Consider the following 23114-nt stretch of genomic DNA (forward strand, 5'->3'; position numbering starts at 1 on the left):
CGCGAACGAACGCGGAACAGCGTCCCCGCATTTTCCCCACATTGGGGGCGAGTGTTCGCGGAGCGTTCCGCTTTGACTGAATGGGGAAAGGGATGATGGCCGGAACCCAAACCCTTGTGGGGTCTGGGTTCCGATGGTGCCGCCGGGCAGGATTGAACTGCCGACCTCAGCCTTACCAAGGATGCGCTCTACCACTGAGCTACGGCGGCCCTCAACGAGGAGAGCGGCCGTATAGCCAACGACTTCGGGGCGGCACAAGCGGAAAATGCATGCTTGATCAAAAACTTTGCTCGGGCTCTGCTGCGCAACATGGATACCCCGCCCAAAGACGCCGTTCCCGCCGCCCAGGTCGTGGAGCCGACACGCGAACAGAAGGCCAAGGCCGAACGGGCCATTCGCCTGGCCGCTGCGCTTCGCACCAACCTGAAGCGTCGCAAGGCGCCGACCGTGGCGCCCCGGCCTGCTACCGAGCGCAACTGAAAGTCATCGTCCTTGCGCGCACACGGCTCTTTCGCGAGGGCGTAAGGGCTTGCTAGATAAGCGGCTCGCCGGGGCGCAGTGTTTCCGGCCGCGAAAGATTCCATGGACAGCATTGTCATCCACGGCGGCAACCGCCTGAACGGCCAGATCGAGGTCAGCGGCGCCAAGAATTCGGCCATCAAGCTGATGGCGGCCTCGATCCTGACGGATCAGCCCCTGCTGCTGACCAATATGCCGCGTCTGGCGGACACCCGATTCCTCGGCCAACTGCTGCAACAGTTCGGGGTCGAGGTGACCGAGCGGAACGGCGCGGACGGGCAGGAGACCCTGTTCCACGCACCGGAACTGACCTCGACCTTCGCCCCCTATGAGCTGGTTCGCCAGATGCGGGCCTCGTTCAACGTCCTGGGACCGCTGCTGGCGCGCACTGGCCACGCTAAGGTCTCCTTGCCCGGCGGCTGCACTATCGGCGCGCGTCCGGTTGATCTGCACCTGATGGCTCTGTCGGCCATGGGCGCTGCGATCGAGCTGGAAGAGGGCTATGTCTCCGCTCATGCGCCCAAGGGTTTGCGCGGGGCCGAGATCGAGTTTCCCTTTGTCTCGGTCGGCGCCACCGAACACGCCCTGCTGGCCGCCGTCCTGGCCAACGGGACCACGGTGCTGAAACGCGCCGCCCGCGAGCCCGAGATCGGCGACCTGGCCCGCTGCCTGATCGCCATGGGCGCCAAGATCGAGGGGCTGGACACCGACGTCCTGACCATCACCGGCGTCTCGTCGCTGAACGGCGCGACCTGGTCGGTAATTCCCGACCGCATCGAAATGGGCAGCTATGCGCTCGCCGCGGCGATGGCCGGGGGCGAGGTGCGCCTGACCAAGGGTCGTGCCGACCTGATCACCGCCCTGACCGACAAGATGATCGAGGCCGGGGTCGAGGTCGAGCCGACCGCTGACGGCGTCATCGTCCGTCGCGACCCGACGCAGCGGCTGAAGGCGGTCAATGTGACGACGGAAATCTATCCCGGCTTCGCCACTGACCTGCAGGCCCAGTTCATGGCCTTGATGACGACCGCCGAGGGCGAGAGCATCATCCACGAAAACATCTTCGAGAACCGCTTCATGCACGCGCCCGAGCTGGCGCGTCTGGGCGCCGACATCTCGGTCCATGCGGGTGAAGCCCATGTGCGCGGCGTCGAGAAGCTGACCGGCGCCCCCGTCATGGCCACCGATCTGCGGGCGTCCATCAGCCTGGTCATGGCCGGTCTGGTCGCCGAGGGCGAAACCACGGTCGGTCGTGTGTATCATCTGGATCGCGGCTTCGAGCGGATGGAAGAAAAGCTGGGAGCCTGCGGCGCCGATGTGCGGCGTGTGAAAGGCGAGGCGGATGAGCACTGAGGTCGAGGCGATCTCTGACAACGACGCGGCGGCGGAAGCCCTGGCCCCGATGGCGCCCCTGCGCCTGCTGGCCGAGGACGCCGTCGATCTTCAGATCATCTCGGCCGCGCTTCAGGACGCCATCATGCGTCCCGTCGACATCAGCTGGGAAAAGGAAGCGCGGCGCCTGACCATCGTCCTGTCGCGTTTCTGCTGGGAGTGCGGCGGCACGCGCGTCATGGCGGCCATGCAGTTCGGCGACGTCGAGGCGGTCAAGAGCCGCCGCCTGCCCCGCGCGCCCGAAGCGGCGCTGGAGTTGCTGGCGCTGGATTTCGAACCGACCGAGGCCCCCGGCGGCCGGGTCATCCTGATGTTCGCTGGCGGCGGGGATCTGCGCATCGACGTGGAATGCCTGGACGCCGTGCTGACGGACCTGTCCGACCGCTGGCCGGCCCGTATGGCGCCCACTCATCTGGACGACGCGCCTTCTGACGAGGTCAAGTCGTGAGCGCACCTCACAAGCTGTCATCCATCGAGATCGACGCCGCCACGCTGCCGGCGCCCACCGCCGAGATCGAGCATCAGCGACGCGTCGCCATCTTCGATCTAGTCGAGGCCAACAGCTTTACGCCCGAGGGAGCCGAGGGCGGGCCCTATACCCTGCGCCTGTCTTCGCAGGACAACCGCCTGGCCTTCGACATCGCCGGACCGGATTTCGCCCGCACCCACGTCCTGTCGCTGTCGCCGATGAAGACGGTGATCCGCGACTACGCCCTGATTTGCGAAAGCTATTACGAGGCCCTGCGCGGCTCCTCGCCCAGTCAGATCGAGTCGGTCGATATGGGCCGTCGTGGTCTGCACAACGAGGGCGCCGAACTGCTTAAAGGTCGCCTCGAAGGCAAGGTCGAGATGGACAAGGAAACCGCTCGTCGGCTGTTCACGCTGGTTTGCGCTGTCTATCGACGCGGCTGAACTCGACTATTTCGGCATTTTGGTGCATTAGGCGCCTCCTTCACGGCTCGCGTTCACACCCGACGCGAGCCTTAAGCTGTTTTTCGGGTGAGAGAGACCGCATGGCCAAGGAAGAGCTTCTCGAGTTCCCCGGCACCGTCAGCGAACTGCTGCCGAACGCCACTTTCCGCGTGACGCTGGAAAACGACCACGAGATCATCGCCCACACCGCCGGCAAGATGCGCAAGAACCGCATCCGCGTCCTGGCGGGCGACAAGGTGCTGGTTGAAATGACGCCCTACGACCTTACCAAGGGCCGCATCACCTATCGCTTCAAGTAAGGACGCGCGTGTCGCGTCCTGACCTTTCGGCTCCGAGACTGATTCTGGCCTCGTCGAGCCCGCGCCGGATCGAGCTTCTGGCGCAGATCGGGGTGGTTCCTGATCATGTTGATCCCGCCGACATCGACGAGACCCCGCTGAAGGGCGAGACGCCGACGCGTCTGGCCGAGCGCCTGGCGCGCGGCAAGGCCGAGGTCGTGGCCGCGCGTTCGCCCGACGCCATTGTCCTGGCCGCCGACACCGTCGTCGCCTTGGGCCGTCGCCTGCTGGAAAAGCCGGCGGACGAGGCTGAGGCCAAGCGCTTCCTCGAACTGCTGTCGGGCCGCAATCACCGCGTCTTCACCGGCGTCGTCGTGATCGCGGGCGGCCAGACGACCTGCCGCGTCGTCGACACCCGCGTCTCCTTCAAGACCCTGTCCCCTGAAGAGATCGCCACCTATGTCGCCTCGGGCGAATGGCGCGGCAAGGCGGGCGGATACGGCATCCAGGGGGCGGCCGCCGCCTTCGTGCGACGTATCGTCGGCAGTCACCCGGCGGTCATGGGTCTGCCCCTCTATGAGGCGGCCAATCTGCTTCGGGGCGCCGGCTGGCGGCCCCAGAGCGCCTGACATGGCTGATATCGAGGTCTTCCTCGATCAGACGCCGGGCGAGACCCGCGGCGTCATCGCCCGCAAGGGGCGCTACCACCATCTGATCATCCAGCGTGACAGCGACCGGCCGAGCGATCGGCTGGGCGCGCGTTGCGTCGGCCGTATCGCGCGGGTCGAGCCGGGCCTGCGCGGCGCCTTCGTCGATCTGGGCGCGGGGGAACCGTTCGGCTTCCTGCCGCTGGGTCAGAAGGAAAAGCTGGGAGAGGGGGCCAAGGTCGAGGTCGAGGTCACAGCCGAGCCGCGCGAGCGCAAGGGGCCGGTGTTGCGCCGCCTGGGCGAAGCGACCGGCGAGCCGCGTCTGCTGGCGCCTGGACCGGATGTCGTGGCGATTCTCGCCGCATTGGCGCCCGGCGTGGCGCCGCAAACGGGTGTGGTCGCAATCCGCGCTGCGCTGGAGGCCGAGGAGGATGCTTTGGCGTCCAGCCTTCTCGATCCCGCCAGCGGCCTTGACCTTATGGTCCAGCGCACGCGCGCCCTGATCGCTGTGGACATTGACCACGCTCCCGCGCCCGGTCGGGATTCCCGCAAAGGGCGCGAGGCGGCGAATCGCGAGGGCCTGCTCCATACCGCCCGCCTGCTGACCCTGAAGGGGTGGGGCGGCCTGGTGGTGATCGACCTGATCGGCGTCGGTCTGCACGGCGACACTATAATGAAGGGCGTACGCGCCGCCTTCGCCGCAGAGCCCCTGGCCGCCTTCGGCCCCCTGAGCCGGTTTGGCCTGATGCAGGTGTCCTTGCCGTGGCGGCGGACGCCGCTGGACGAGCGCCTGCTGGACGCAGACGGACGCCCCCGGCTCGAAACCCGAGCCATAGATATGGTGCGCCAGTTGCGACTGGCCTTGCTGACCGATTCCGCTGCGCCGCGCCTCGTCGCGCGCTGCACGCCCGAGGTCGCCGCCCTGGCCGCGCCGCTGATCGAGGCTCTGGGGCCGAGGGCAGGAGTCCTGGCCGATCCGTCGATGGCCGTCGGCGTCGTGAAAATAGAAGAGGCCTGATCATGTCGCTCTGTCCCATCTGCCGTCGTCAGAAGCCCGACCCGGCCTACAAGCCCTTCTGTTCCAAGCGCTGCGCCGACATTGATCTGCAGCGCTGGTTCACCGGCGGCTACGCCATTCCGACCGACGATGTGGTCGAAGATGAAAAAGATCGCTGAATTGAGTGAATTGGCGTCTGGACAGCCCCGCCAGCCTCGCCTATAGACCCGCCTCTCGCGACGACGTCGTGCGCCTGGATAGCTCAGCTGGTAGAGCAGTGGATTGAAAATCCACGTGTCGGTGGTTCGAACCCGCCTCCAGGCACCACTCCTCCCTACAATTTGGTCTTTCCCGTTCCGGGAAACCTTTGCCTTTAAATGGCCTAAATTTCGCCTTGGGAATTGCATTCCCGTAACATGGCGTGATGCGACGTTTTCATGTCGCCGTTATTGCAAAAATCGAAAATATTTTGCCGATCTTCCCGATTGCTGCACGTGCGAAGGGGAAAAGAAACTTTGCGGACTTGACGCTAAGATGGCCGTTCGCCAAAGGGTCTTAACCGCATTCCTGCTTGCAGGCCGAGGTCACCGGGATATTGTGTCCTAGACCTTGGCGGCGACGACCGTTTTCGAACGATCGTGGCAGGCGGCGGTTCCACTCGGCGGGCTCGATCTCGTTGGTGGTGAAATTTCATTATAGGGACGGCCGACTGACGCGGTCCGTGTCTTGGGTTCCACGTGTCAGACCAAAGCAGGAACTGGCGAACAATGCTCGATAGCAAGAAGACGAATATCCTCCTCGCACTGGCCGGCGCTGCCGTCCTGATGGCGAGCTCGCCGGTTCTGGCGCAAGACGCCGCAACCCCGGCCGCTGCTCCGGCAGCCGCTGCCTCGACCGCCGCTCCGGCTGCCGACGCTGCTGCTCCCGCCGCCGACGCCGCTCCCGCTGTTGACCCGACCACTGTTGCTGACTCGGTCAGCGGCGGCCACGGCAGCGGCGGCATCACCCCGGTCTCCATGTTCATGGAAGCCACCGCGGTCGTTAAGATCGTCATGATCGGCCTGCTGCTGGCCTCGGTCCTGTCGTGGACCATGCTGCTCATCAAGCTGCTCGAGTTCGGCGCTCTGAACAAAGCCACCGACCGCTTCCTGGAAGCCTTCCGCGGCGCTCGCACCATCGCCGACATGCGTCGCGTGTCGACTTCGGAAGAGTTTGACGGCAACCCGCTGGCCGACATGGCCGCTGCCGCCACCGAAGAAATCGAACTGTCGCGTCAAGCAGGTCTGCAAGTGACCGGCGATCACCGCGACTCGGCTCTGCTGCGTGCGCAAACCGCCGTCGCCGCCGTTCAATCGGGTCTGCCGAAGCGCCTCTCGGGCGGCCAGCAGTTCCTGGCTTCGACGGGTTCGACCGGTCCGTTCGTCGGTCTGTTCGGCACCGTTTACGGCATCATGAACTCCTTCATCGGCATCGCCGAGTCCAACACGACCAACCTGGCCGTCGTTGCTCCGGGTATTGCTGAAGCCCTGCTGGCTACCGGTATCGGCCTGTTCGCCGCTATCCCGGCCGTTATCTTCTACAACTACTTCAACACGCGCATCTCGAACTACGGCACTCGTTCGGACGGCTTCAACGCTGAACTGATCAACGCCATCTCGCGTCAGCTCGACAAGGGAGCGTAAGACGGATGGCCGCCAAACTTTCCGGTTCCGGCGGCGGCAAGTACACCGTCGAGGCTAATGCCGAGATCAATGTCACACCCTTCGTGGACATCATGCTCGTGCTCCTCATCATCTTCATGGTGGCGGCTCCGCTCGCCACCGTGTCGGTGCCGGTGAAACTGCCTCGCGCCGTTGCTCCTCCGGGCAAGAATCCGCCGACGCCGGTCTTCATCTCCATCCAGAACGATGGCGACGTGTGGATTGGCGACCTTAAGTCTTCTCCCGGTGCGCTGGGCGATGACCTTCGGGTGCAGATCGGACGCAGGAACCCTTCGGAAGAACGTATTTTCATTCGTGCAGACCAGCAGACCCGGTACGGCGATTTCATGCAGGTCATGAACGCCCTCCAGGACAATGGTTTCTACAGCGTCGCCCTGGTTGGCGAAGACAACTCGTAAGGGGGCGGGGCGCATAGCATGACAGCTGAACCTCACGTCCACCGTGATCCGATCCTGGATCCGCCGAAGAAGAAGAAGAAGCTTTCGACCGGCGCCATCGTGGGCATCACCGTTTCGGTGATCGTCCACGCCCTGGCGGGCCTGTACTTGTACAACAACAAGTTCGTGCTGAAGGAAATGACCTACGAGGACGAGGCCGTCGACGTCGAGCTGATGGAGGTTCCGCCTCCGCCGCCGCCGCCGCCGCCGCCGCCGCCCCCGCCGGACACCCCTCCGCCGCCGAAGCTTCAGGTGCGTGAACCGCAGATCAACACCCAGGCGCCTCCGCCTCCGGTGACTGTGGCGATCGAACCGACGAAGAAGGATGACCGCGTCGAATACTCGGGCCCGCCCGTGATCGTCCCCGGACCTCCGCCTCCGCCGGCTCCTCCCGCACCGCCGAAACCTTCGGTTATCACCAACCCGAGCTGGGCGCGTCCGCCGCGTCCGACCGAACGGGACTTCCCGCAACGCGCTATCGATCGCGGCGTGGGCGGCTCGGCCACGGTTGAATGCACGGTGACACCGAACGGTCGCCCCGAAGGCTGCCGTGTTGTTTCGGAAGAGCCGTCCGGGATGGGCTTCGGCGCAGCCGCAGTCCGTATCGTCCAGCGCGGGCAACTATCGCCTCGTACGGTCGATGGTGCTGCCACGAACGCCAAATTCGTCGTGCGAGTGCCCTTCAATCTGGGCGACTGACACGGTCGATAAGTCGATATGAAGAACGCTTCGGGGCTTTGCCTCGGAGCGTTTTTCTTTGTTTGATACGTGCTGGAACCGTCCTCTTCGTCGTGCCTATGTTGACGGTGACGGATCAAGGGGAGTGCTTATGACCAGAACTTGCGTTGCCGTGTTCGCGACAGGACTTCTTGCGCTCAGCCTCGGCGCCTGCGCCTACAATGAGAGCCTGGGTCGCAGCCAGTTCCTGATCGTGGATGACAGCGCCCTGATCCAGCAGTCGAATGCGGCCTGGGCCGAGACGCTGAAAACCCAGAAGGTGTCCGCCAACGTGGCCCAGAATGAGCGGGTGCGCCGTGTCGGCGGACGCGTGGTTCAGGCGGCCGGTCTGGCGGGCCGTAGCTGGGACTATGCGGTGTTCGAAGACGCCAGCCCCAACGCCTTCGTCCTGCCGTCGGGCCAGATCGGCGTCACGACGGGTCTGCTGAAGCTGGTGCAGAACGACGACCAACTGGCCGCCGTCCTGGGCCACGAGGTCGGCCACGTCGTCGCCCGCCACGCCGCCGAACGCTATTCGACCCAGACGACGACAGGCGTGTTCCTGGGGGCGGTGCAGAGCCGGGCAGGGGACTATGCGCAGGCCGTCGGCGCCCTGGGCGGCATGGGCGCGCAAGTGGGTCTGCTGCTGCCCTTCTCGCGCAGCCATGAGCTGGAAGCCGACCGACTGGGCGTGGATTACCTGGCCGCCGCCGGATACAAGCCCTCGGAATCCATCGCTCTCTGGCGGGTGATGGCGCAGCAGCGTCAGTCGGGGACCCCGGAATTCGCCTCGACCCACCCATCCGACCAGACCCGGATCACCGCCTTGCAGCAGTATATCGCCAGCCGAGGCTGGAACTGACGGGGGATAAAGTGAAATTCCTGAATAAGCGTATTGCTGACCGAGGCGAGGCCCGCTAGAGAACCGGCCTCGCGTTGATCGCGCCGCCTTAGCTCAGTTGGTTAGAGCGCCGGTTTGTGGAACCGGAGGTCCTCAGTTCAAGCCTGAGAGGCGGTACCATCACTCCCACGAATCGCTTTCAGCGACCTGGAGTGGTGACGATATGAGCGACGCTTCCCTCGTGTGGGATCCCCACCAGTACAATCGGTTCGAGGCTCAGCGCGATCGCGCCGCGCTTGATCTGCTGGTGCGTCTGCCCGAGGATTTTGCGCCCGCCGAGATCTGGGATCTGGGCTGCGGAACCGGTCAACACGCGGCCCTGCTGAAGCGCCGCCACCCCAACGCCCATGTGCATGGCATGGATGCCAGCGCGGCCATGCTGGAGCAGGCCCGCGCCCTTTCCGCCGATGTCGACTGGTCCGTCGGCGATATCGCGAGTTGGAGGCCGGAACAGTCGGCCGATCTGATTCTGGCCAACGCCTCGCTGCAATGGCTGCCCGATCACGCCGCTCTGTTCGCGCATCTGGCTGAAGCCCTGGCGCCCGGCGGCCTGCTGGCGGTGCAGATGCCCATGGCCTGGGAGACGCGCCACCATACGATCATGCGCGAGACGGCGGCTGAGGGGCCGTGGGCTTCGGTTCTGACCGGCGTGGACACGATCGCGCCCTTGCTGGCGGCCGAAGCCTATTACGAAGCCCTGGCGCCGTTGTGCGACGACATCGACATCTGGTCGACCACCTATCTGCACGTTCTGGCGGGCGACAAAGCCGTGCTGGAATGGATGAAGGGGACGGCGTTGCGACCCTATCTGACCGCGCTGGCGGGCGATCCTGCGATGCAGGAGGCTTTCCGGGGGGCGCTGGGCGCGCGGCTATCCTCAGCCTTCCCTAGACGGGCCGACGGGGCGACTCTTCTGCCATTTCCTCGTCTGTTTCTTGTCGCGCGGCGTCGTTGATGCGGTGGCGGTGCAGGTGCTCGACCGGGCATTTCAGCGTCGCCAGCGCGGCCTTGGTCGCCGCATAGCCTGAGGACACCGCCGGGGCGTAGGCCTTCCAGTCGCGGATATCGACGCCCTCGGGTCGAGGCAGGATCAGCAGGTCGGTATCGGCCCGCGCCTGCATCAGTTCGGCCTCGGTCGTCAGGGTGGCGGAGCGCATCAGCACCGACACGATCGGCGGTCCCTTCTTCCACGCGCCCGAGACGATCCAGCGCCACCAGGACGGCGGGTCCTCCAGCGCCTTGGGATCGACGCCGCGCGTCTGGGACACGTCCACCCCGACCACGGGGCCGCTGTTCAGGCGACGCATGACCTCGCTGGGGAAGTTGCGCAGTACGGCCCCGTCGACCAGCACCTGACCGTTCATCACCACCGGCGGCATGACGCCGGGAATAGAGATCGAGGCCCGTAGGGCGTGACGCAGCATGCCCTCGCGATGCACCTCGACCTTGCCTGACGTCAGATTGGTCGAGACGGCGAAGAAGGGCAGGGGCATGTCCTCGATGTTCACGTCGCCATAGGCGTCCTGCATCAGACGCGCGACCTTGCGGGCATGGGTCATGGCGATGATGGGGAAGGCGATGTCCGACAGGGGGTCGGATTCGACGAAGGCCTTGCGGATTCGTTCGTCCAGTTCATCGTCCGACCAGCCGAGACCGGGGCCGGCGGCGACGACGGCGCCCATGCTGGAGCCGCCGATGAAGTCGATCGGCATCCCCGCTTCGCGCAGGGCTTTCAACGCGCCGATGTGGGCGTAGGCGCGGGCGCCCCCGCCCGACAGCACCACCCCGACCGCCGAACCAGTGACGACCCGGGCGATCCGCGCAGTGTCGTCGAACAGCCCTTCGACCACATGGAACCAGCGACCGGGTTTGAAGGCGTCCAGCCAGGCGCGCGTTCGGGTGGGCCGGGCCATGTGCGGCGGACGCAGCAGGATCAGGTCGGTCAGCGGGTGGGCCTCGTCCTCGATCTCGGGCGGCAGGACGGGGGCGTGCGGCTTGTGATCGGCGTCGCCCACGACGAAGACGCGGTCGACCTGTCGGGCGCACAGCGAGGCCCAGCCAGGCTCGTCCGACTCAGCGACATAGAGGACGTAGTCGTGGGCGTCCTCGACGCTGGAGAACCATTCGGCGGCGGACGACAGGGCTGTGTGGTCGATGACGCGGCAACTGAAGCCCTGAGCCTCGACCGCGCGGGCCACGCGCTCCACGAAGCTGCGAATCGGCTGGGCGCGGGCCGAGACGAAGCCGAAGACGGTCGGGTCCGATCCGGTGGAGTTCCGATCGCGCGCCCGCATCAGCATGATCTGGCCCAGCTCGGCCATCAGGGCGGGCTCGTTGCGGGCGGCCTCGAAGAAGGCGTCGCGCGGCAGGGCGACCACATCGCTGTCGCGCAGGGCCACGACATTGGCCATGTGGGTGGTGCCCGCCAGCATGGCCATTTCGCCGACCGGATCGCCGGGCTTGATGACGCCGATGAACTGCTGGCCGCGTCCGTTGTCGTCCTTGAACACCCCCAGTCGCCCGGCGCGCAGCAGGTAGAGGGTGTCGGCGGGATCGCCGGCGGAAAACAGCCGCTCGCCCCGCGTCAGGGCGAACCAGCTGGCGCGGGTGTTCTTCGTGCCCTCGAAGACGCGCGCCAGGGCGGCCTCCAGCGAGTCGGGTGGCGTATGGGGACGTTCAGCAGCCATGTTTGGGGTTTAGGCCGGATTCCGGCGGACAGGAAACAGAACGACTTCCACCAGAGGCGGAAGCCTCCTAAACCTTGGGGCATGCCCAAGCTGATTTCTGCTGTCGATCGCAACAGTCCTGCTTTCAAATCGCTGGATGCGCACAATCGCGCCCTGCGGGATGAGCTCTACGAGAAGGTGGCCCAGGCCGCGCGCGGGGGCTCCGACGCCAGCCGCGACCGCCATGTGGCGCGGGGCAAGCTCTTGCCGCGCGACCGGGTCGAACGCCTGTTGGACCCCGGCTCGCCCTTCCTCGAGGTCGGCCAGTTGGCCGCCAACGGCATGTATCGGGATGAAGCCCCCGGCGCGGGCATGATCTGCGGCGTCGGCCGCGTCTCGGGCCGCGAGGTCATGATCGTCGCCAATGACCCGACGGTGAAGGGCGGCGCCTACTATCCCCTGACGGTAAAGAAGCACCTGCGGGCGCAGGAAATCGCCGAGCAGAACAATCTGCCCTGCGTCTACCTGGTCGATTCGGGCGGCGCCAACCTGCCGCACCAGGCCGAGGTCTTCCCGGACCGTGACCACTTCGGCCGCATCTTCTTCAACCAGGCGCGGATGTCGGCCAAGGCGATCCCGCAGATCGCCTGCGTCATGGGCTCCTGCACAGCGGGCGGCGCCTATGTCCCGGCCATGTCGGATGAGACGGTGATCGTGCGCAACCAGGGCACCATATTCCTGGCCGGTCCGCCTCTGGTGAAGGCCGCCACCGGCGAGGTCATCTCGGCCGAGGAACTGGGCGGCGCCGAGACCCACGGCCGCAGGTCCGGCGTGGTCGACCACGTGGCCGAGAACGATGAGCATGCGCTGGAGATCGTCCGCTCCATCGTCGCCAACCTGAACACGGTCAAGCCCCAGCCGCTGGACGTGCGCGAGCCGCGCGCCCCGGCCTATGACCCGTCTGAACTATACGGCATCATCCCCGACGACGTCCGCGCCCCCTATGACGTGCGCGAGGTCATCGCCCGCATCGTCGACGGTTCGGAGCTGGACGAGTTCAAGTCCCTGTACGGCACGTCGCTGGTCTGCGGCTTCGCCGGCATCTGGGGCCAACCGGTCGCCATTCTGGCCAACAACGGCGTCCTGTTCTCGGAAAGCGCCCAGAAGGGCGCGCACTTCATCGAACTGGCCTGCAAACGCAAGATTCCGCTGCTCTTCCTGCAGAACATCTCGGGCTTCATGGTCGGCGGCAAGTACGAGGCCGAGGGCATCGCCAAACACGGCGCCAAGCTGGTCACGGCGGTCGCCAGCGCAGAGGTGCCCAAGTTCACTGTCCTGATCGGCGGCAGCTTCGGCGCCGGCAACTACGGCATGTGCGGCCGGGCCTACAGCCCGCGCTTCCTCTTCACCTGGCCGAACAGCCGGATCAGCGTGATGGGCGGCGAGCAGGCGGCCTCGGTGCTGGCCACCGTTCACCGCGACGCCGACACCTGGACGTCGGAAGAAGCCGAGAGCTTCAAGGCGCCGATCCGTCAGAAGTACGAGGACGAGGGCAATCCCTATTACGCCACCGCCCGCCTGTGGGACGACGGCGTCATCGACCCGGCCCAGACCCGCGACGTCCTGGGCCTGGCCATCAGCGCCAGCCTGAACGCCCCCATCCCCGAGACGACGTTCGGCGTGTTCCGGATGTAATCGTCTGTCATCCCGGAAATCGCGCAGCGATTATCCGGGACCGTCACGGACGTCAGGCGTTAGAGTTTTGAGCGGTCCCGGATCACGCCTTCGCCGTGTCCGGGATGACCAGGAAAGAAGATCAGAATGACCGACCAGAAGCCGACCGAAGAAGACCTGAACGCCCTGGACGTCACCGACGCCGAGGCCGCCGAGATCAACGCCATCGCTCATCCCTTCGTCGCCGATCCGGCGCCGGACGCGGACAATGATCTGGTGCAGATCGACGCCCTGCCGTCGGGCGTGGTCTTCATCACCATCAACCGGCCCGAGAAGAAGAACGCCTTCGACGCCGCCACCATCGCGGCCCTCTATGAGGCCTTCGAGACCCTGCAGGGCGCCGACCGGGTGCGCGTGGTCTTCATCCGTGGCGCGGGCGGCACCTTCAGCGCCGGCGCCGACCTGAACTGGATGGCGGACGCCGCTGGCTGGTCGGAGAGCGACAACCGCGACGACGCCATGGGGCTGGCGAAAATGCTCAAGGCCCTGCACGACGTGCCGGCCCTGACGGTGGCTCTGGTCGAGGGCGCGGCCATGGGCGGCGGGGCGGGGATCGTCGCCGCCTGCGACATGGCCGTGGCGGTCGAGGGCGCGCGCTTCGCCTTCTCCGAGGTCAAGCTGGGCCTCATCCCGGCGACCATCGCCCCCTATGTCATCGAGGCCGTCGGCGCCCGTCGCGCCCGCCAGCTGTTCCTGACGGCCAACACCTTCGACGCCGATTACGCCGCGCACGCGGGCCTGATCGACATGGTGTTGCCTGAAGGTTCGATGGACGAGTTCATCTCCATGCTGACCGACAGCCTGACCACCTGCGCCCCCGGCGCCATGGGCGAGGCCAAGCGTCTGGTGAACGACCTGGCGGGCGAGTCCATCGACCATCGCCTGCTGGAAGAGACCGCCAAGCGCATCGCCCGCGCCCGCGTCTCGGAAGAAGGCCAGGAAGGCGTCCGCGCCTTCCTCGACAAGCGCGCCCCCAGCTGGGCGCAATAAGACTTCTTTCCTCCCCACGCAGTGGGGAGGGGGACCACGAAGTGGTGGAGGGGGCGACGTAAACGTCAGCCGTGGAGTCGCCCCCTCCGTCACGTCGCCTTCGGCGCCGCGCCACCTCCCCATTCGCTTTGCGAACAGGGAGGAGCAAGGTGGAGCAGGCCGCCCATTTGCAGAGGCAGAGTTCAAGACCGCCATGTTCAAGTCCGTCCTGGTCGCCAATCGCGGCGAGATCGCCTGCCGCGTCTTCCGCACCGCCCGCCGCATGGGCCTGCGCACCATCGCCGTCTATTCCGAGGCCGACGCGGCCGCCCTGCACGTGCGCGAGGCGGACGAGGCGGTGCTGATCGGCCCGGCGGCGGCGCGCGAATCCTATCTGGATGCGGCCAAGGTGCTGGCGGCGGCCAAGGCGACGGGGGCGGAGGCCATCCACCCCGGCTACGGCTTCCTGTCGGAGAACGCCGACTTCGCCGAGGCGGTCATGGCGGCCGGCATCGTCTGGATCGGCCCGCAGCCGTCCTCAATCCGCGCCATGGGTCTGAAGGACGCGGCCAAGAAGCTGATGATAGAGGCGGGCGTGCCCGTCACCCCCGGCTATCAGGGCGAGGACCAGTCAGTCGAGACCCTGACGGCCGAGGCGGCGCGCATTGGCTTCCCGGTCCTGATCAAGGCGGTCGCCGGCGGCGGTGGCAAGGGCATGAAGAAGGTCGACCGGGCCGAGGATTTCGCCGACGGTCTGGCTTCGGCGCAACGCGAGGGCCAGTCCTCCTTTGGCGACCCGCGCGTCCTGATCGAGAGCTACATCACCCGCCCGCGCCACATCGAGGTGCAGGTCTTCGGCGACAGTCACGGCAATGTCGTCCATCTGCATGAGCGCGACTGCTCGCTGCAGCGCCGACACCAGAAGGTGATCGAGGAGGCGCCCGCGCCGGGCATGGATCAGGCCACGCGCGACGCCGTCACCGCCGCCGCTGTCCGCGCCGCCAAGGCCGTGAACTATCAGGGCGCAGGCACCATCGAGTTCATCGCCGACGCTTCCGACGGGTTGAAGGCCGACCGCATCTGGTTCATGGAAATGAACACCCGGCTTCAGGTCGAGCACCCGGTCACGGAATCCATCACCGGCGTCGATCTGGTCGAATGGCAGTTGCGCGTCGCGGCGGGCGAGCCGATTCCGCTGGCCCAAGCCGACATCCCGATGAAGGGCTGGGCCATGGAGGCCCGCCTCTATGCCGAGGACCCGGCCCACGGCTTCCTGCCGTCCATCGGACGGCTGGATCACTTCGTCATGCCTGATGACATTCGCGTCGATACGGGCGTGGAGCAGGGCGGCGAGGTCAGCCAATTCTATGACCCGATGATCGCCAAGCTGATCGTCCACGCTGACAGCCGCGAAGCCGCAGCCGCCCGACTTGCCAACGCCTGCCGCGAGGTCGAGGTCTGGCCCGTCCGCACCAACGCCGGCTTCCTGGCCCGCTGCCTGGACCATCCGCGCTTCGTCGAGGGCGACGTGGACACCGGCTTTATCGCTGCCGAGGAGGGGGCGTTGATCGCCGCGCCCGTCTCGGCGCAGGCTCTGGCTGGCGCTGCTGGCCTGATCGGCCTTGAGGCGGACGCTGCCGCCTTTGACGTCGAGGACAAGGCGCTGGCTCCGTGGCGGGCGGGCCTGTTCGGCTTCCGCATGAATGGCGCGGCCCAGTCGCGCACGGCCCTGCACCACGGCGACCAGCAGCACGCCGTGACCCTGGCTGGCGAGCCGGGTTGGCACGGCCGTCAGTCGAGCTTTGACGTCGGCGTGGAGGGCGAAACCGCCCGCGTCTATGGTGAGACCGATCTGGTCGTGGTCGACGGCGATGTCGTCACCGCCTTCGCCCCGGACGCCGAGCGGATCGTGGTCTTCGACGACGGCGACGTCATCGAGTTCCGTCGCCGCAAGTCCAGCACCAGCGCTGGCGGCTCCGCCTCCGACGGCGGCCTGCGCGCCCCCATGCCGGGCAAGATCGTCGCCGCGCCCGCCAAGGCCGGCGATGTTGTAACCAAGGGCCAGCCCATCGTCGTTCTGGAAGCCATGAAGATGGAGCACGCCCTGACCGCGCCCTTCGATGGCGTTGTGGCTGAGTTCAACGTCGTCGTCGGCGATCAGGTCACGGACGGCGCGGTTCTGGCCGTGGTGAAGGCGGCGGACGCTACCTAAATCCGCTCATCCCGGCGGACGCCGGGATCCAGTTCTTTGGCCTCATCCACGAGGCCGGGAACGGGGCCGAGCAATTGTCGAGCGTCGCGTGCGGGGCTCTTACTGGGTCCCGGCGTCCGCCGGGATGAGCGGAAGTCGAGGCAGGGTTTCATGCCCCTTCACATGATCAAACTCTGCGTCGGCGTGTCCGAGGTCGAGACGCTGGAGGCGAACGCCGCGCGTTCGGACTGGCGCATCGTCCACACCCGCATGACGCCCAAGCGCGCCGCCGAGATCGAGGACGGCGGCTCGCTCTACTGGGTCATGAAGGGTTCGGTGACCTGCCGTCAGCGCATCCTCGACATCACGACCGTGGGCGAGGGCAAGGAAAGCCGCTGCGAGATCAAGCTGGACAGCCAGGTCATCCGCACCGCGCCCCTGGCCCGGCGACCGTTTCAAGGCTGGCGCTATTTCGAGCCCAAGGACGCGCCGCCGGACCTGTCCGTGGCCGAGGCGACGGACCTGCCCGACGACCTGGCGCGTGAACTACGCGAACTCGGCGCTTGGTGACCCTTTCGTGGCTTTAGGCCGCAAGTGTTGACCTTTGGTCGCCGTCGTGGCCTGTCCCGGCTCCCATGACCAACGCCCTGTTCAGCTTCAAAATCCGCGAAACCCTGTCCGAGCTGCTGAAGCTGGCCTGGCCGGTCGTGCTGGCGCGTCTGGGCATCATGACCATGGGGCTGACCGACGCCATCGTCGTCGGCCACTACGCCAGCCGCGAGCTGGCCTATCACTCCCTGGCCTGGGCGCCGTCGTCGGTCGTGCTGACCACGGCGGTCGGCCTGATGATGGGCGTGCAGGTCATGACCGCCCGCCTGCTGGGCGAGGGCCGCAAGGCCGAGGTTGGAGCCGTGCTGCGCCGCGGGACCGTCTATGCCTTGCAGATCGGCGTCGTCTCGATGATCGCCCTGATCCTGCTGGGGCCGTTGGGGCTGAAGCACATGGGCCTGGAAGATGGGCTGGGCGAGGGCGCGTCGCCTGTGCTGATCATCTTCGCCCTGTCCATGCCCGCCTATCTGATTTCGGTCGCGGCCCAGTTCTTCCTTGAGGGCCTGCATCGGCCCAAGGCCGGCATGGTCGCCATGTGGGTGGCCAATGCCGTCAACCTGGCTTTGAACCTGCTGCTGGTGCCCGACATTTTGGGCCTTGGTCTGGACGGCGCCATCGCCTCGGCCTGGGCGACCTTCGGCGCCCGCATGGCGTTGGCCGTCTTCCTGGTCATCTTCATCCTGCGCCTGCCTGAGGCCAGGGAATGGGGCCTGTTCAACAAGCCCAAGCGCGACAAGGTCGTCGAGCGCGAGCAGATCAAGGTCGGCGTCGGCGCCGGTTCGTCCAACTTCATCGAGGTCGGCGCATTCGCCGCCATGACCGTCTTCGCGGGTCAACTGGGCGCGGCCGAGACCGCCAGCTGGGCCGTCGTCATCAACGTCTCCGCCATCGTCTTCATGGTTCCCATGGGGCTGGGGTCCGCGACCGCCGTGCTGGTGGGCCGCAGCTACGGCAGCGGCGACCGGGCCGGCGTCATGCGCGGGGGTCTGGCCGGCATCGGCGTGGTGACGGTCCTGGCCTTCATCATCGCCATCGGCCTGTGGCTGACCGCGCCTCTGGTGGTCGGCGCCTACACGACCGATCCGGCCATCCTGGCCATCGCGGCCCCGGCCCTGGTGCTGGCGACCCTGTTCTTCGTCGCCGACGCCCAGCAGGTCGTCGCGGCCCAGGCCAACCGTGCGGCGGGCGACGTCGTCTGGCCGACCTTGATGCACCTGCTGTCCTACGGCGTCATCATGATCCCGCTGGGCTGGTGGCTGGCGCACCGGATCGGCGTGGACGGTCTGGTCTGGTCGGTCATCGTGGCCAGCCTGATCTCGGGCGCGCTACTGACCGGGCGCTTCGTGCGGATCGCGCGGCGGCTTCCGGCCTGAGGCGTGACGGCGGGGTGACGCGGGCGTAACGGGCCTCTATATCCGTCTGCTTCCTCCCGCAGACTGGACGACCATGGCCCGCATCCTCATCACCTCGGCGCTGCCCTACATCAACGGCATCAAGCACCTTGGGAATCTGGCCGGGTCCATGTTGCCCGCCGATGTCTGGGCGCGGTTCATGCGCGGGCGCGGCCACGACGTCCTCTATGTCTGCGCCACCGACGAGCACGGCACCCCGGCCGAGCTGGCCGCCGCCGCCGCCGGCCAGGACGTCCGCACCTATTGCGACGAGCAGCATCAGGTCCAGAAGAAGGCCGGCGAAGCCTTCAGCCTGTCCTTCGACGTCTTCGGCCGCAGCTCCAACGCCCCGAACACCCGCCTGACCCAGCACTTCGCCAAGGTGCTGGAAGAGCGCGGCCTGATCGAGGAGCGCGTGGACCGGATGATCTATTCGATCGACGACGCCCGCTTCCTGCCCGACCGCTATGTCGAAGGCACCTGCCCGCACTGCGCCTACGAAAAGGCGCGCGGCGACCAGTGCGACAACTGCGGCCGCCTGCTGGACCCGATGGATCTGATCAATCCCTATTCCTCGGTCTCGGGCAGCCGCAACCTGGAGGTCCGCGACACCCGCCACCTCTATCTGTTGCAAACCAAGGTGGCCGACGACGTGCGCGGGTGGGTCGATGCCCGCTCGCCCCAATGGCAGCCGCTGGCCCGCTCCATCGCCTACAAGCATCTGGACGAAGGCCTGATCGACCGCGGCATCACCCGCGACCTGAAATGGGGCGTGCCGGTCGTCGGTCCCGACGGCGGCCCGCGTCCGGGCATGGAGGGCAAGGTCTTCTACGTCTGGTTCGACGCCCCCATCGAATACATCGGCGCGACCGAGGAATGGGCGGAAGCGACCGGCGGTGACTGGCGCTCGTGGTGGCGTCTGGATGAAGGCGCCGACGATGTCCGCTACGTCCAGTTCATGGGCAAGGACAACGTGGCCTTCCACACCGTCAGCTTCCCCGCCACCATCCTGGGCTCGGGCGAGCCGTGGAAGACGGTCGATCAGCTCAAGGCCTTCAACTGGCTGAACTGGTACGGCGGCAAGTTCTCGACCAGCATGGGCCGGGGCGTCTTCATGGATCAGGCGCTGGAACTGCTGCCCGCCGACTACTGGCGCTGGCACCTGACGGCCTATGGCCCCGAGCACTCCGACGCCGCCTTCACCTGGGAGCAGTTCCAGGCGACGACGAACAAGGACCTGGCCGACGTGCTGGGCAACTTCGTCAACCGCATCGTCAAGTTCACGGAATCCAAGTTCGACGGCGTCGTGCCCGAGGGCGGTGAAGCCGGTCCGCTGGAAGCCAAGCTGGCGACGGACATCAAGGCCGGTCTGGAAACCCTGACCGCCGAGTTCGAGGCCATGGAGTTCCGCAAGGCCGCCCAGGCCGCGCGCGCCCTCTGGGTCATGGGCAACGAGTATCTTCAGGAAGCCGCTCCCTGGACGGCGCTGAAGACCGACCGCGATCGCGCCGCCGTGGTGGTCCGCACCGGCCTGTCCCTGGTGGCCCTGTTCGCGCGCATCACCGTGCCCTTCATGCCCGGCAGCGCCGAGCGCATCGGCGCCACGGTCGGCACCACCGACCTGTCGTGGCCGGACGCCGACGCCGACCTGCTGACCCTGGTCCCGGCGGGTCAGACGGTCGCCGCGCCCGCCGTCCTGTTCGCCAAGATCGAGGACGCCCAGGTCGCCGAATGGACCGAACGCTTCGGCGGCGCTGAATGAGGCCAGAGCTCGCTTCCTTGTCGGAGACCCAACGTCAGTCGATCCGGGATCGGCTGGCGCGCACCGGGCGCGCGCAGGTCATCGATCTGCTGAGCGGCGACTATGCCGGTCATCTGGCGAGCAGCGCAGCGAACGTGGCGTTCAACACGGTGACGCGCCGGGCCAGCGGTCATGTCGATCTGCCCGCAGCCTGGTTGGCCAGTCTGGAGCCCGCACAAAAGCAAGGGTTGGGCGAGCGCGTGCAAGCCTCGGCGACGGATACGTTTCAGTATCTCTATGACAATCACCCGATCTACGATCTGGATCAGGCGGGGCAGGCGGACGCCGTTTGGTCCGAACTGGTGGCCTTTCTCAATGGCGAGGCGTTTCTGGGCCTGATGCGCGATCTGACAGGCGAGGGGCGGATCACCCTGGCTGATGCCCAGCTGACGCGCTTTCGCCCCGCTCACTTCCTGACCGAGCATGACGACAGCGCGGACGGCAAGCAGCGCTACTTCGCCTATGTCTTGGGGCTTACGCCGCGCTGGCGGATCGACTGGGGCGGTCTTCTGGCTTTCCATGGCGACGACGGCAATGTGGCCGAGGCCTTCACCCCCCGCTTCAATGCGCTGAGTCTGCTGAAGGTGCCGTCGCCGCACTCCGTCACCCAGGTGGCGTTGTCGGCGGGGGCGCACCGCTACTCGGTGACCGGTTGGCTGCGCGGGCGTTGAACCTGATGCAGAATTGAAAAAGGCCCGGATCGCTCCGGGCCTTTCGTCGTTTCAGCTGGCGGGCGAGGGGGCCGTCTCGCCAGGCGGCGTCCGCTGCTCCCGCGCGCCGGGCAGGCCGGCTGGGGTGGCGTCCTTGCTGCCGGCGCTGGCGTGCTTCATGTGCTTGGCCTGCTCCTCGGGGCTGATGTCGAGGAAGGCGGGGGCCGAGGCGTTGAACTGATCCGCGTGGCCGGTCCGCACGATGACCGAACGTCCGCCGTCCCAGATCATGTGCAGGGCGACGTAGAGGACGATGATCAGACCGACGTAGGCGATCCAGCGATAGCGGTTCAGCAGCTTGGCGATAAAGCTGGCGGCCAGACCCATCAGGGCGATCGACAGGATCAGACCGAAGACCATGATCCAGGGATGGTCGTGGCTGGCGCCGGCGACGGCCAGCACATTGTCCAGGCTCATGGTCAGGTCGGCGATCATGATCTGGATCAGGGCGGCGCCGAAGGTCTTGCGCTTCAGGCCCAGTTCCTCAGGGCTGGGGCCGCCGCCGTGCTCGATGGCCAGGGCGCGTTCGATCTCGGCCTCGGCCTCGGCCTGATCGTGCGTCGCCTGCTCGCGCAGTTCGCGCCACATCTTCCAGCACACCCACAGCAGCAGGAAGCCGCCCGCCAGCAGCAGGCCGACGATGGCCAGCAGTTGGACGGTGATCAGGGCCAGGCCGATGCGCATGACGACGGCGGCGGCCAAGCCGATCAGGATGGCCTTGCGGCGCTGTTCCTGGGGCAGGGCGGCGGCGGCCAGGCCCACGGCCACTGCGTTGTCGCCGGCCAGGACCAGGTCGATCATCAGGACCTTGCCGAGGGCGGTGGCCTGACTGATGAGGTGGGGATCTGAGAGGAATTCCATCAGCGCTCTTTAAGCGCCGCTACAGGCTGCGCCAAGACGTCGCAGCTAAAGTCGTCCTCCCGCCGACAAATGCCGACGGGAGGGAGATCTATCAGGCCGACCGCTGGGCGCGGGCGACTTCATACAGGGCGATGGCCGCTGCGTTGGACACGTTCAGGCTTTCGAACCCGCCGGGCATGGGGATCTTGGCCATGACGTCGCAGTGTTCGGCTACCAGGCGGCGCACGCCGTCGCCTTCGGAGCCCATGACCAGAACGGTCGGGCGCGAATCAAGCGCCTGTTCCAGCGTCAGTTCTGCCGAGCCGTCCAGACCGACGGCGCGCCAGCCCAGATCGGCCAGTTTTTCCAGTGCGCGACTCAGATTCGTCACGCGGGCGCAGGGCAGGCGCTCGGTCGCGCCGGCCGCCGCCTTGGCCAGGGCGCCGGCCAGGGCGGGCGAATGCCGATCCTGCACGACGATTCCCTTGGCCCCGAAGGCCAGGGCCGAGCGGAAGATGGCGCCGACGTTCTGAGTGTCGGTCAGTTGGTCCAACAGGACGATGACGCCGCTGGGATCCTCGGCGATGTCTTCCAGCGAGACGCCTTCCAGTGGCTGAACCTTGAACACCATGCCCTGGTGAACGGCGCCGGCGGGCAGCATTCGGGCTAGAGCGGTCGAATCAATCACCTCGATTCGGTGGCCATTCGCCAGATTTTCCCGTTCTATTTCAGCGGCTCGGTCCTCTGTAACCATCAAACGACCCATCCCGCGGCGGGCTGGATTGGCCAAAGCCGCTAAAACGGGATGGCGGCCCCAGACAAAATTATCCGCATCGGCCTTGCCGCGCGTGCCTTTGGGGGCTGAATCGCCCCCGGAACGGCCTGTTGGCGCAGGCGACCAACCTTTCTCGGGCCGACTTTCCACGCGTTTGTGGAAAGACTGCTTTTTACCGGGTTTCCGGTCGTTGCGTTCTGAAAATGACGACACTATAAGACGGCCTCCGATTTGGGCCCTAGGGCTTCGGGTCAGGCGCTTCCTCTACTGCAGGCGTCGCCGGACACGAAGGCTTTCGCGACAAAATGATCGAAAGATCGTGGTGTTGCGTATCCAGACCGGTTTTGAAAATGCGCGCTGGGGGAATGTCCCGAGTGGCAAAGGGGGGGGACTGTAAATCCCCTGCGTAAGCTTCGAAGGTTCGAGTCCTTCTTCCCCCACCACGCGCATTTTTCGAGGCCGAGAGGTACGGGAACCCTGAAAAGGAATCGGGTGCGGAAACGCCGACCTCTCACCGGGTCGGGGCAACGCATTCTTCGCGCGGGTATAGCACAATGGTAGTGCAGCAGCCTTCCAAGCTGAGGATGTCGGTTCGATCCCGTCTACCCGCTCCAGATTTTTGAACTGAGCAGAAGCGCCCCTCCGCTTTGGACCCGGGCCACAGGAGTTTGGCCATGGCCAAGGAAAAGTTCGAACGCACTAAGCCGCACTGCAACATCGGCACGATCGGCCACGTTGACCACGGCAAGACGACGCTGACGGCTGCGATCACGATGACGCTGGCGAAGGCCGGCGGCGGCAAGGCGATGAACTACGCCGACATCGACGCCGCCCCGGAAGAAAAAGCCCGCGGCATCACGATCAACACCTCGCACGTGGAATATGA

General features: G+C 66.4%; 24 protein-coding genes and 5 tRNA genes. 25 read left to right on the forward strand and 4 right to left on the reverse strand.

What is annotated here, in order from left to right:
* Positions 1–134: 134 nt before the first annotated feature.
* Positions 135–209 (reverse strand) — tRNA-Thr (locus HNP51_RS17760).
* 64 nt (positions 210–273) lie between these two features.
* Here HNP51_RS17760 and HNP51_RS17765 point away from each other — a divergent pair.
* The 15 genes from HNP51_RS17765 (at position 274) to HNP51_RS17835 (ending at position 9497) form a co-directional block, all read left to right on the forward strand.
* Positions 274–480, forward strand: coding sequence for a hypothetical protein (locus HNP51_RS17765; protein WP_184273950.1), 207 nt, complete (start codon positions 274–276; stop codon positions 478–480).
* A gap of 102 nt (positions 481–582) precedes the next feature.
* Positions 583–1872: a UDP-N-acetylglucosamine 1-carboxyvinyltransferase gene (gene murA, locus HNP51_RS17770; protein WP_184273889.1), complete on the forward strand. Its 1290-nt coding sequence runs from the start codon at positions 583–585 to the stop codon at positions 1870–1872.
* Entirely contained in the window at positions 1862–2359 is a 498-nt protein-coding gene (locus HNP51_RS17775; protein WP_184273892.1) for a DUF2948 family protein, read from the forward strand. The genes murA and HNP51_RS17775 overlap by 11 nt, the downstream gene beginning before the upstream one ends.
* Positions 2356–2823, forward strand: a complete 468-nt coding sequence (locus HNP51_RS17780) for a UPF0262 family protein (protein ID WP_184273895.1) — start codon at positions 2356–2358, stop codon at positions 2821–2823. Before HNP51_RS17775 ends, HNP51_RS17780 begins: the two co-directional genes overlap by 4 nt.
* Before the next feature lie 101 nt (positions 2824–2924).
* Positions 2925–3143, forward strand: coding sequence for a translation initiation factor IF-1 (gene infA / locus HNP51_RS17785; RefSeq protein WP_008261544.1), 219 nt, complete (start codon positions 2925–2927; stop codon positions 3141–3143).
* Positions 3144–3151: 8 nt separating this feature from the next.
* Positions 3152–3751 (forward strand): nucleoside triphosphate pyrophosphatase, encoded by a 600-nt coding sequence (locus HNP51_RS17790; protein ID WP_184273898.1) that lies wholly within the window; start codon positions 3152–3154, stop codon positions 3749–3751.
* 1 nt (position 3752) lies between these two features.
* Positions 3753–4787, forward strand: a complete 1035-nt coding sequence (locus HNP51_RS17795) for a ribonuclease E/G (RefSeq protein ID WP_184273901.1) — start codon at positions 3753–3755, stop codon at positions 4785–4787.
* Positions 4787–4945 (forward strand): DNA gyrase inhibitor YacG, encoded by a 159-nt coding sequence (locus HNP51_RS17800; RefSeq protein WP_311769974.1) that lies wholly within the window; start codon positions 4787–4789, stop codon positions 4943–4945. Before HNP51_RS17795 ends, HNP51_RS17800 begins: the two co-directional genes overlap by 1 nt.
* A 72-nt stretch (positions 4946–5017) precedes the next feature.
* A tRNA-Phe gene (locus tag HNP51_RS17805) sits at positions 5018–5093 on the forward strand.
* A gap of 440 nt (positions 5094–5533) precedes the next feature.
* Positions 5534–6448 carry a MotA/TolQ/ExbB proton channel family protein gene (locus tag HNP51_RS17810; RefSeq protein WP_184273907.1) on the forward strand — a complete coding sequence of 305 codons (915 nt, stop codon included), beginning with the start codon at positions 5534–5536 and terminating at the stop codon, positions 6446–6448.
* Between the two features lie 5 nt (positions 6449–6453).
* Positions 6454–6885, forward strand: coding sequence for a biopolymer transporter ExbD (locus HNP51_RS17815; protein WP_114817772.1), 432 nt, complete (start codon positions 6454–6456; stop codon positions 6883–6885).
* Between the two features lie 18 nt (positions 6886–6903).
* Complete coding sequence (locus tag HNP51_RS18920; protein ID WP_184273909.1) at positions 6904–7623, forward strand: energy transducer TonB; 720 nt, start codon at positions 6904–6906, stop codon at positions 7621–7623.
* Positions 7624–7753: 130 nt separating this feature from the next.
* The gene (locus HNP51_RS17825) at positions 7754–8503 is read left to right on the forward strand and encodes a M48 family metallopeptidase (protein WP_184273912.1); all 750 of its coding nucleotides are present in this window, start codon (positions 7754–7756) and stop codon (positions 8501–8503) included.
* 82 nt (positions 8504–8585) lie between these two features.
* A tRNA-His gene (locus HNP51_RS17830) sits at positions 8586–8662 on the forward strand.
* Between the two features lie 43 nt (positions 8663–8705).
* A complete protein-coding gene (locus HNP51_RS17835; RefSeq protein ID WP_184273915.1) occupies positions 8706–9497 on the forward strand; it encodes a methyltransferase domain-containing protein in 792 nt (263 codons plus the stop codon).
* Here HNP51_RS17835 and HNP51_RS17840 read toward each other — a convergent pair.
* Positions 9430–11229 carry a patatin-like phospholipase family protein gene (locus HNP51_RS17840; RefSeq protein ID WP_184273918.1) on the reverse strand — a complete coding sequence of 600 codons (1800 nt, stop codon included), beginning with the start codon at positions 11227–11229 and terminating at the stop codon, positions 9430–9432. The genes HNP51_RS17835 and HNP51_RS17840 overlap by 68 nt on opposite strands.
* A gap of 81 nt (positions 11230–11310) precedes the next feature.
* Between HNP51_RS17840 and HNP51_RS17845 the strand changes: the two genes are divergently transcribed.
* The 7 genes from HNP51_RS17845 to HNP51_RS17875 all read left to right on the forward strand — a co-directional run bounded on the left by HNP51_RS17845 (position 11311) and on the right by HNP51_RS17875 (position 20574).
* A complete protein-coding gene (locus HNP51_RS17845; RefSeq protein WP_184273921.1) occupies positions 11311–12903 on the forward strand; it encodes a carboxyl transferase domain-containing protein in 1593 nt (530 codons plus the stop codon).
* Between the two features lie 126 nt (positions 12904–13029).
* The gene (locus HNP51_RS17850) at positions 13030–13932 is read left to right on the forward strand and encodes an enoyl-CoA hydratase-related protein (protein ID WP_184273923.1); all 903 of its coding nucleotides are present in this window, start codon (positions 13030–13032) and stop codon (positions 13930–13932) included.
* 193 nt (positions 13933–14125) lie between these two features.
* The gene (locus HNP51_RS17855; RefSeq protein WP_184273926.1) at positions 14126–16123 is read left to right on the forward strand and encodes a biotin carboxylase N-terminal domain-containing protein; all 1998 of its coding nucleotides are present in this window, start codon (positions 14126–14128) and stop codon (positions 16121–16123) included.
* Positions 16124–16273: 150 nt separating this feature from the next.
* Positions 16274–16672, forward strand: a complete 399-nt coding sequence (locus tag HNP51_RS17860; protein WP_184273929.1) for a DUF1489 family protein — start codon at positions 16274–16276, stop codon at positions 16670–16672.
* Between the two features lie 65 nt (positions 16673–16737).
* Positions 16738–18084, forward strand: a complete 1347-nt coding sequence (locus tag HNP51_RS17865; RefSeq protein WP_184273932.1) for an MATE family efflux transporter — start codon at positions 16738–16740, stop codon at positions 18082–18084.
* A gap of 73 nt (positions 18085–18157) precedes the next feature.
* Positions 18158–19864, forward strand: a complete 1707-nt coding sequence (gene metG, locus HNP51_RS17870) for a methionine--tRNA ligase (RefSeq protein WP_184273935.1) — start codon at positions 18158–18160, stop codon at positions 19862–19864.
* 17 nt (positions 19865–19881) lie between these two features.
* A complete protein-coding gene (locus HNP51_RS17875; protein WP_260398581.1) occupies positions 19882–20574 on the forward strand; it encodes a 2OG-Fe(II) oxygenase family protein in 693 nt (230 codons plus the stop codon).
* A 51-nt stretch (positions 20575–20625) separates the two neighbouring features.
* Here HNP51_RS17875 and HNP51_RS17880 read toward each other — a convergent pair whose 3' ends face one another.
* Together HNP51_RS17880 and rlmB are read right to left on the reverse strand one after the other, a co-directional pair.
* On the reverse strand, positions 20626–21474 hold the full coding sequence (locus tag HNP51_RS17880) for a TerC family protein (RefSeq protein WP_184273941.1): 849 nt from the start codon (positions 21472–21474) through the stop codon (positions 20626–20628).
* Positions 21475–21565: 91 nt separating this feature from the next.
* Entirely contained in the window at positions 21566–22441 is an 876-nt protein-coding gene (gene rlmB, locus HNP51_RS17885) for a 23S rRNA (guanosine(2251)-2'-O)-methyltransferase RlmB (protein ID WP_184273944.1), read from the reverse strand.
* Positions 22442–22587: 146 nt separating this feature from the next.
* Here rlmB and HNP51_RS17890 point away from each other — a divergent pair.
* The 3 genes from HNP51_RS17890 to HNP51_RS17900 form a co-directional block, all read left to right on the forward strand.
* Positions 22588–22671: transfer RNA gene (locus HNP51_RS17890), tRNA-Tyr, on the forward strand.
* Between the two features lie 97 nt (positions 22672–22768).
* Positions 22769–22842, forward strand: a tRNA-Gly gene (locus HNP51_RS17895).
* Positions 22843–22902: 60 nt separating this feature from the next.
* Positions 22903–23114: GTP-binding protein (locus HNP51_RS17900; RefSeq protein ID WP_260398582.1), on the forward strand; the 212-nt coding region annotated here is incomplete at its 3' end.

Source organism: Brevundimonas bullata, from assembly GCF_014207965.1.
In the GTDB taxonomy this organism is placed as follows: Bacteria; Pseudomonadota; Alphaproteobacteria; order Caulobacterales; family Caulobacteraceae; genus Brevundimonas; species Brevundimonas bullata_A.

Bases quoted from the DNA above. Each gene is read 5' to 3' on its own strand.
- murA (WP_184273889.1), top strand. From the start codon at position 583: ATGGACAGCATTGTCATCCACGGCGGCAACCGCCTGAACGGCCAGATC.
- HNP51_RS17775 (WP_184273892.1), top strand. From the start codon at position 1,862: ATGAGCACTGAGGTCGAGGCGATCTCTGACAACGACGCGGCGGCGGAA.
- infA (WP_008261544.1), top strand. From the start codon at position 2,925: ATGGCCAAGGAAGAGCTTCTCGAGTTCCCCGGCACCGTCAGCGAACTG.
- HNP51_RS17795 (WP_184273901.1), top strand. From the start codon at position 3,753: ATGGCTGATATCGAGGTCTTCCTCGATCAGACGCCGGGCGAGACCCGC.
- HNP51_RS17810 (WP_184273907.1), top strand. From the start codon at position 5,534: ATGCTCGATAGCAAGAAGACGAATATCCTCCTCGCACTGGCCGGCGCT.
- HNP51_RS17815 (WP_114817772.1), top strand. From the start codon at position 6,454: ATGGCCGCCAAACTTTCCGGTTCCGGCGGCGGCAAGTACACCGTCGAG.
- HNP51_RS18920 (WP_184273909.1), top strand. From the start codon at position 6,904: ATGACAGCTGAACCTCACGTCCACCGTGATCCGATCCTGGATCCGCCG.
- HNP51_RS17825 (WP_184273912.1), top strand. From the start codon at position 7,754: ATGACCAGAACTTGCGTTGCCGTGTTCGCGACAGGACTTCTTGCGCTC.
- HNP51_RS17835 (WP_184273915.1), top strand. From the start codon at position 8,706: ATGAGCGACGCTTCCCTCGTGTGGGATCCCCACCAGTACAATCGGTTC.
- HNP51_RS17840 (WP_184273918.1), bottom strand. From the start codon at position 11,229: ATGGCTGCTGAACGTCCCCATACGCCACCCGACTCGCTGGAGGCCGCC.
- HNP51_RS17845 (WP_184273921.1), top strand. From the start codon at position 11,311: ATGCCCAAGCTGATTTCTGCTGTCGATCGCAACAGTCCTGCTTTCAAA.
- HNP51_RS17850 (WP_184273923.1), top strand. From the start codon at position 13,030: ATGACCGACCAGAAGCCGACCGAAGAAGACCTGAACGCCCTGGACGTC.
- HNP51_RS17855 (WP_184273926.1), top strand. From the start codon at position 14,126: ATGTTCAAGTCCGTCCTGGTCGCCAATCGCGGCGAGATCGCCTGCCGC.
- HNP51_RS17860 (WP_184273929.1), top strand. From the start codon at position 16,274: ATGCCCCTTCACATGATCAAACTCTGCGTCGGCGTGTCCGAGGTCGAG.
- HNP51_RS17865 (WP_184273932.1), top strand. From the start codon at position 16,738: ATGACCAACGCCCTGTTCAGCTTCAAAATCCGCGAAACCCTGTCCGAG.
- metG (WP_184273935.1), top strand. From the start codon at position 18,158: ATGGCCCGCATCCTCATCACCTCGGCGCTGCCCTACATCAACGGCATC.
- HNP51_RS17880 (WP_184273941.1), bottom strand. From the start codon at position 21,474: ATGGAATTCCTCTCAGATCCCCACCTCATCAGTCAGGCCACCGCCCTC.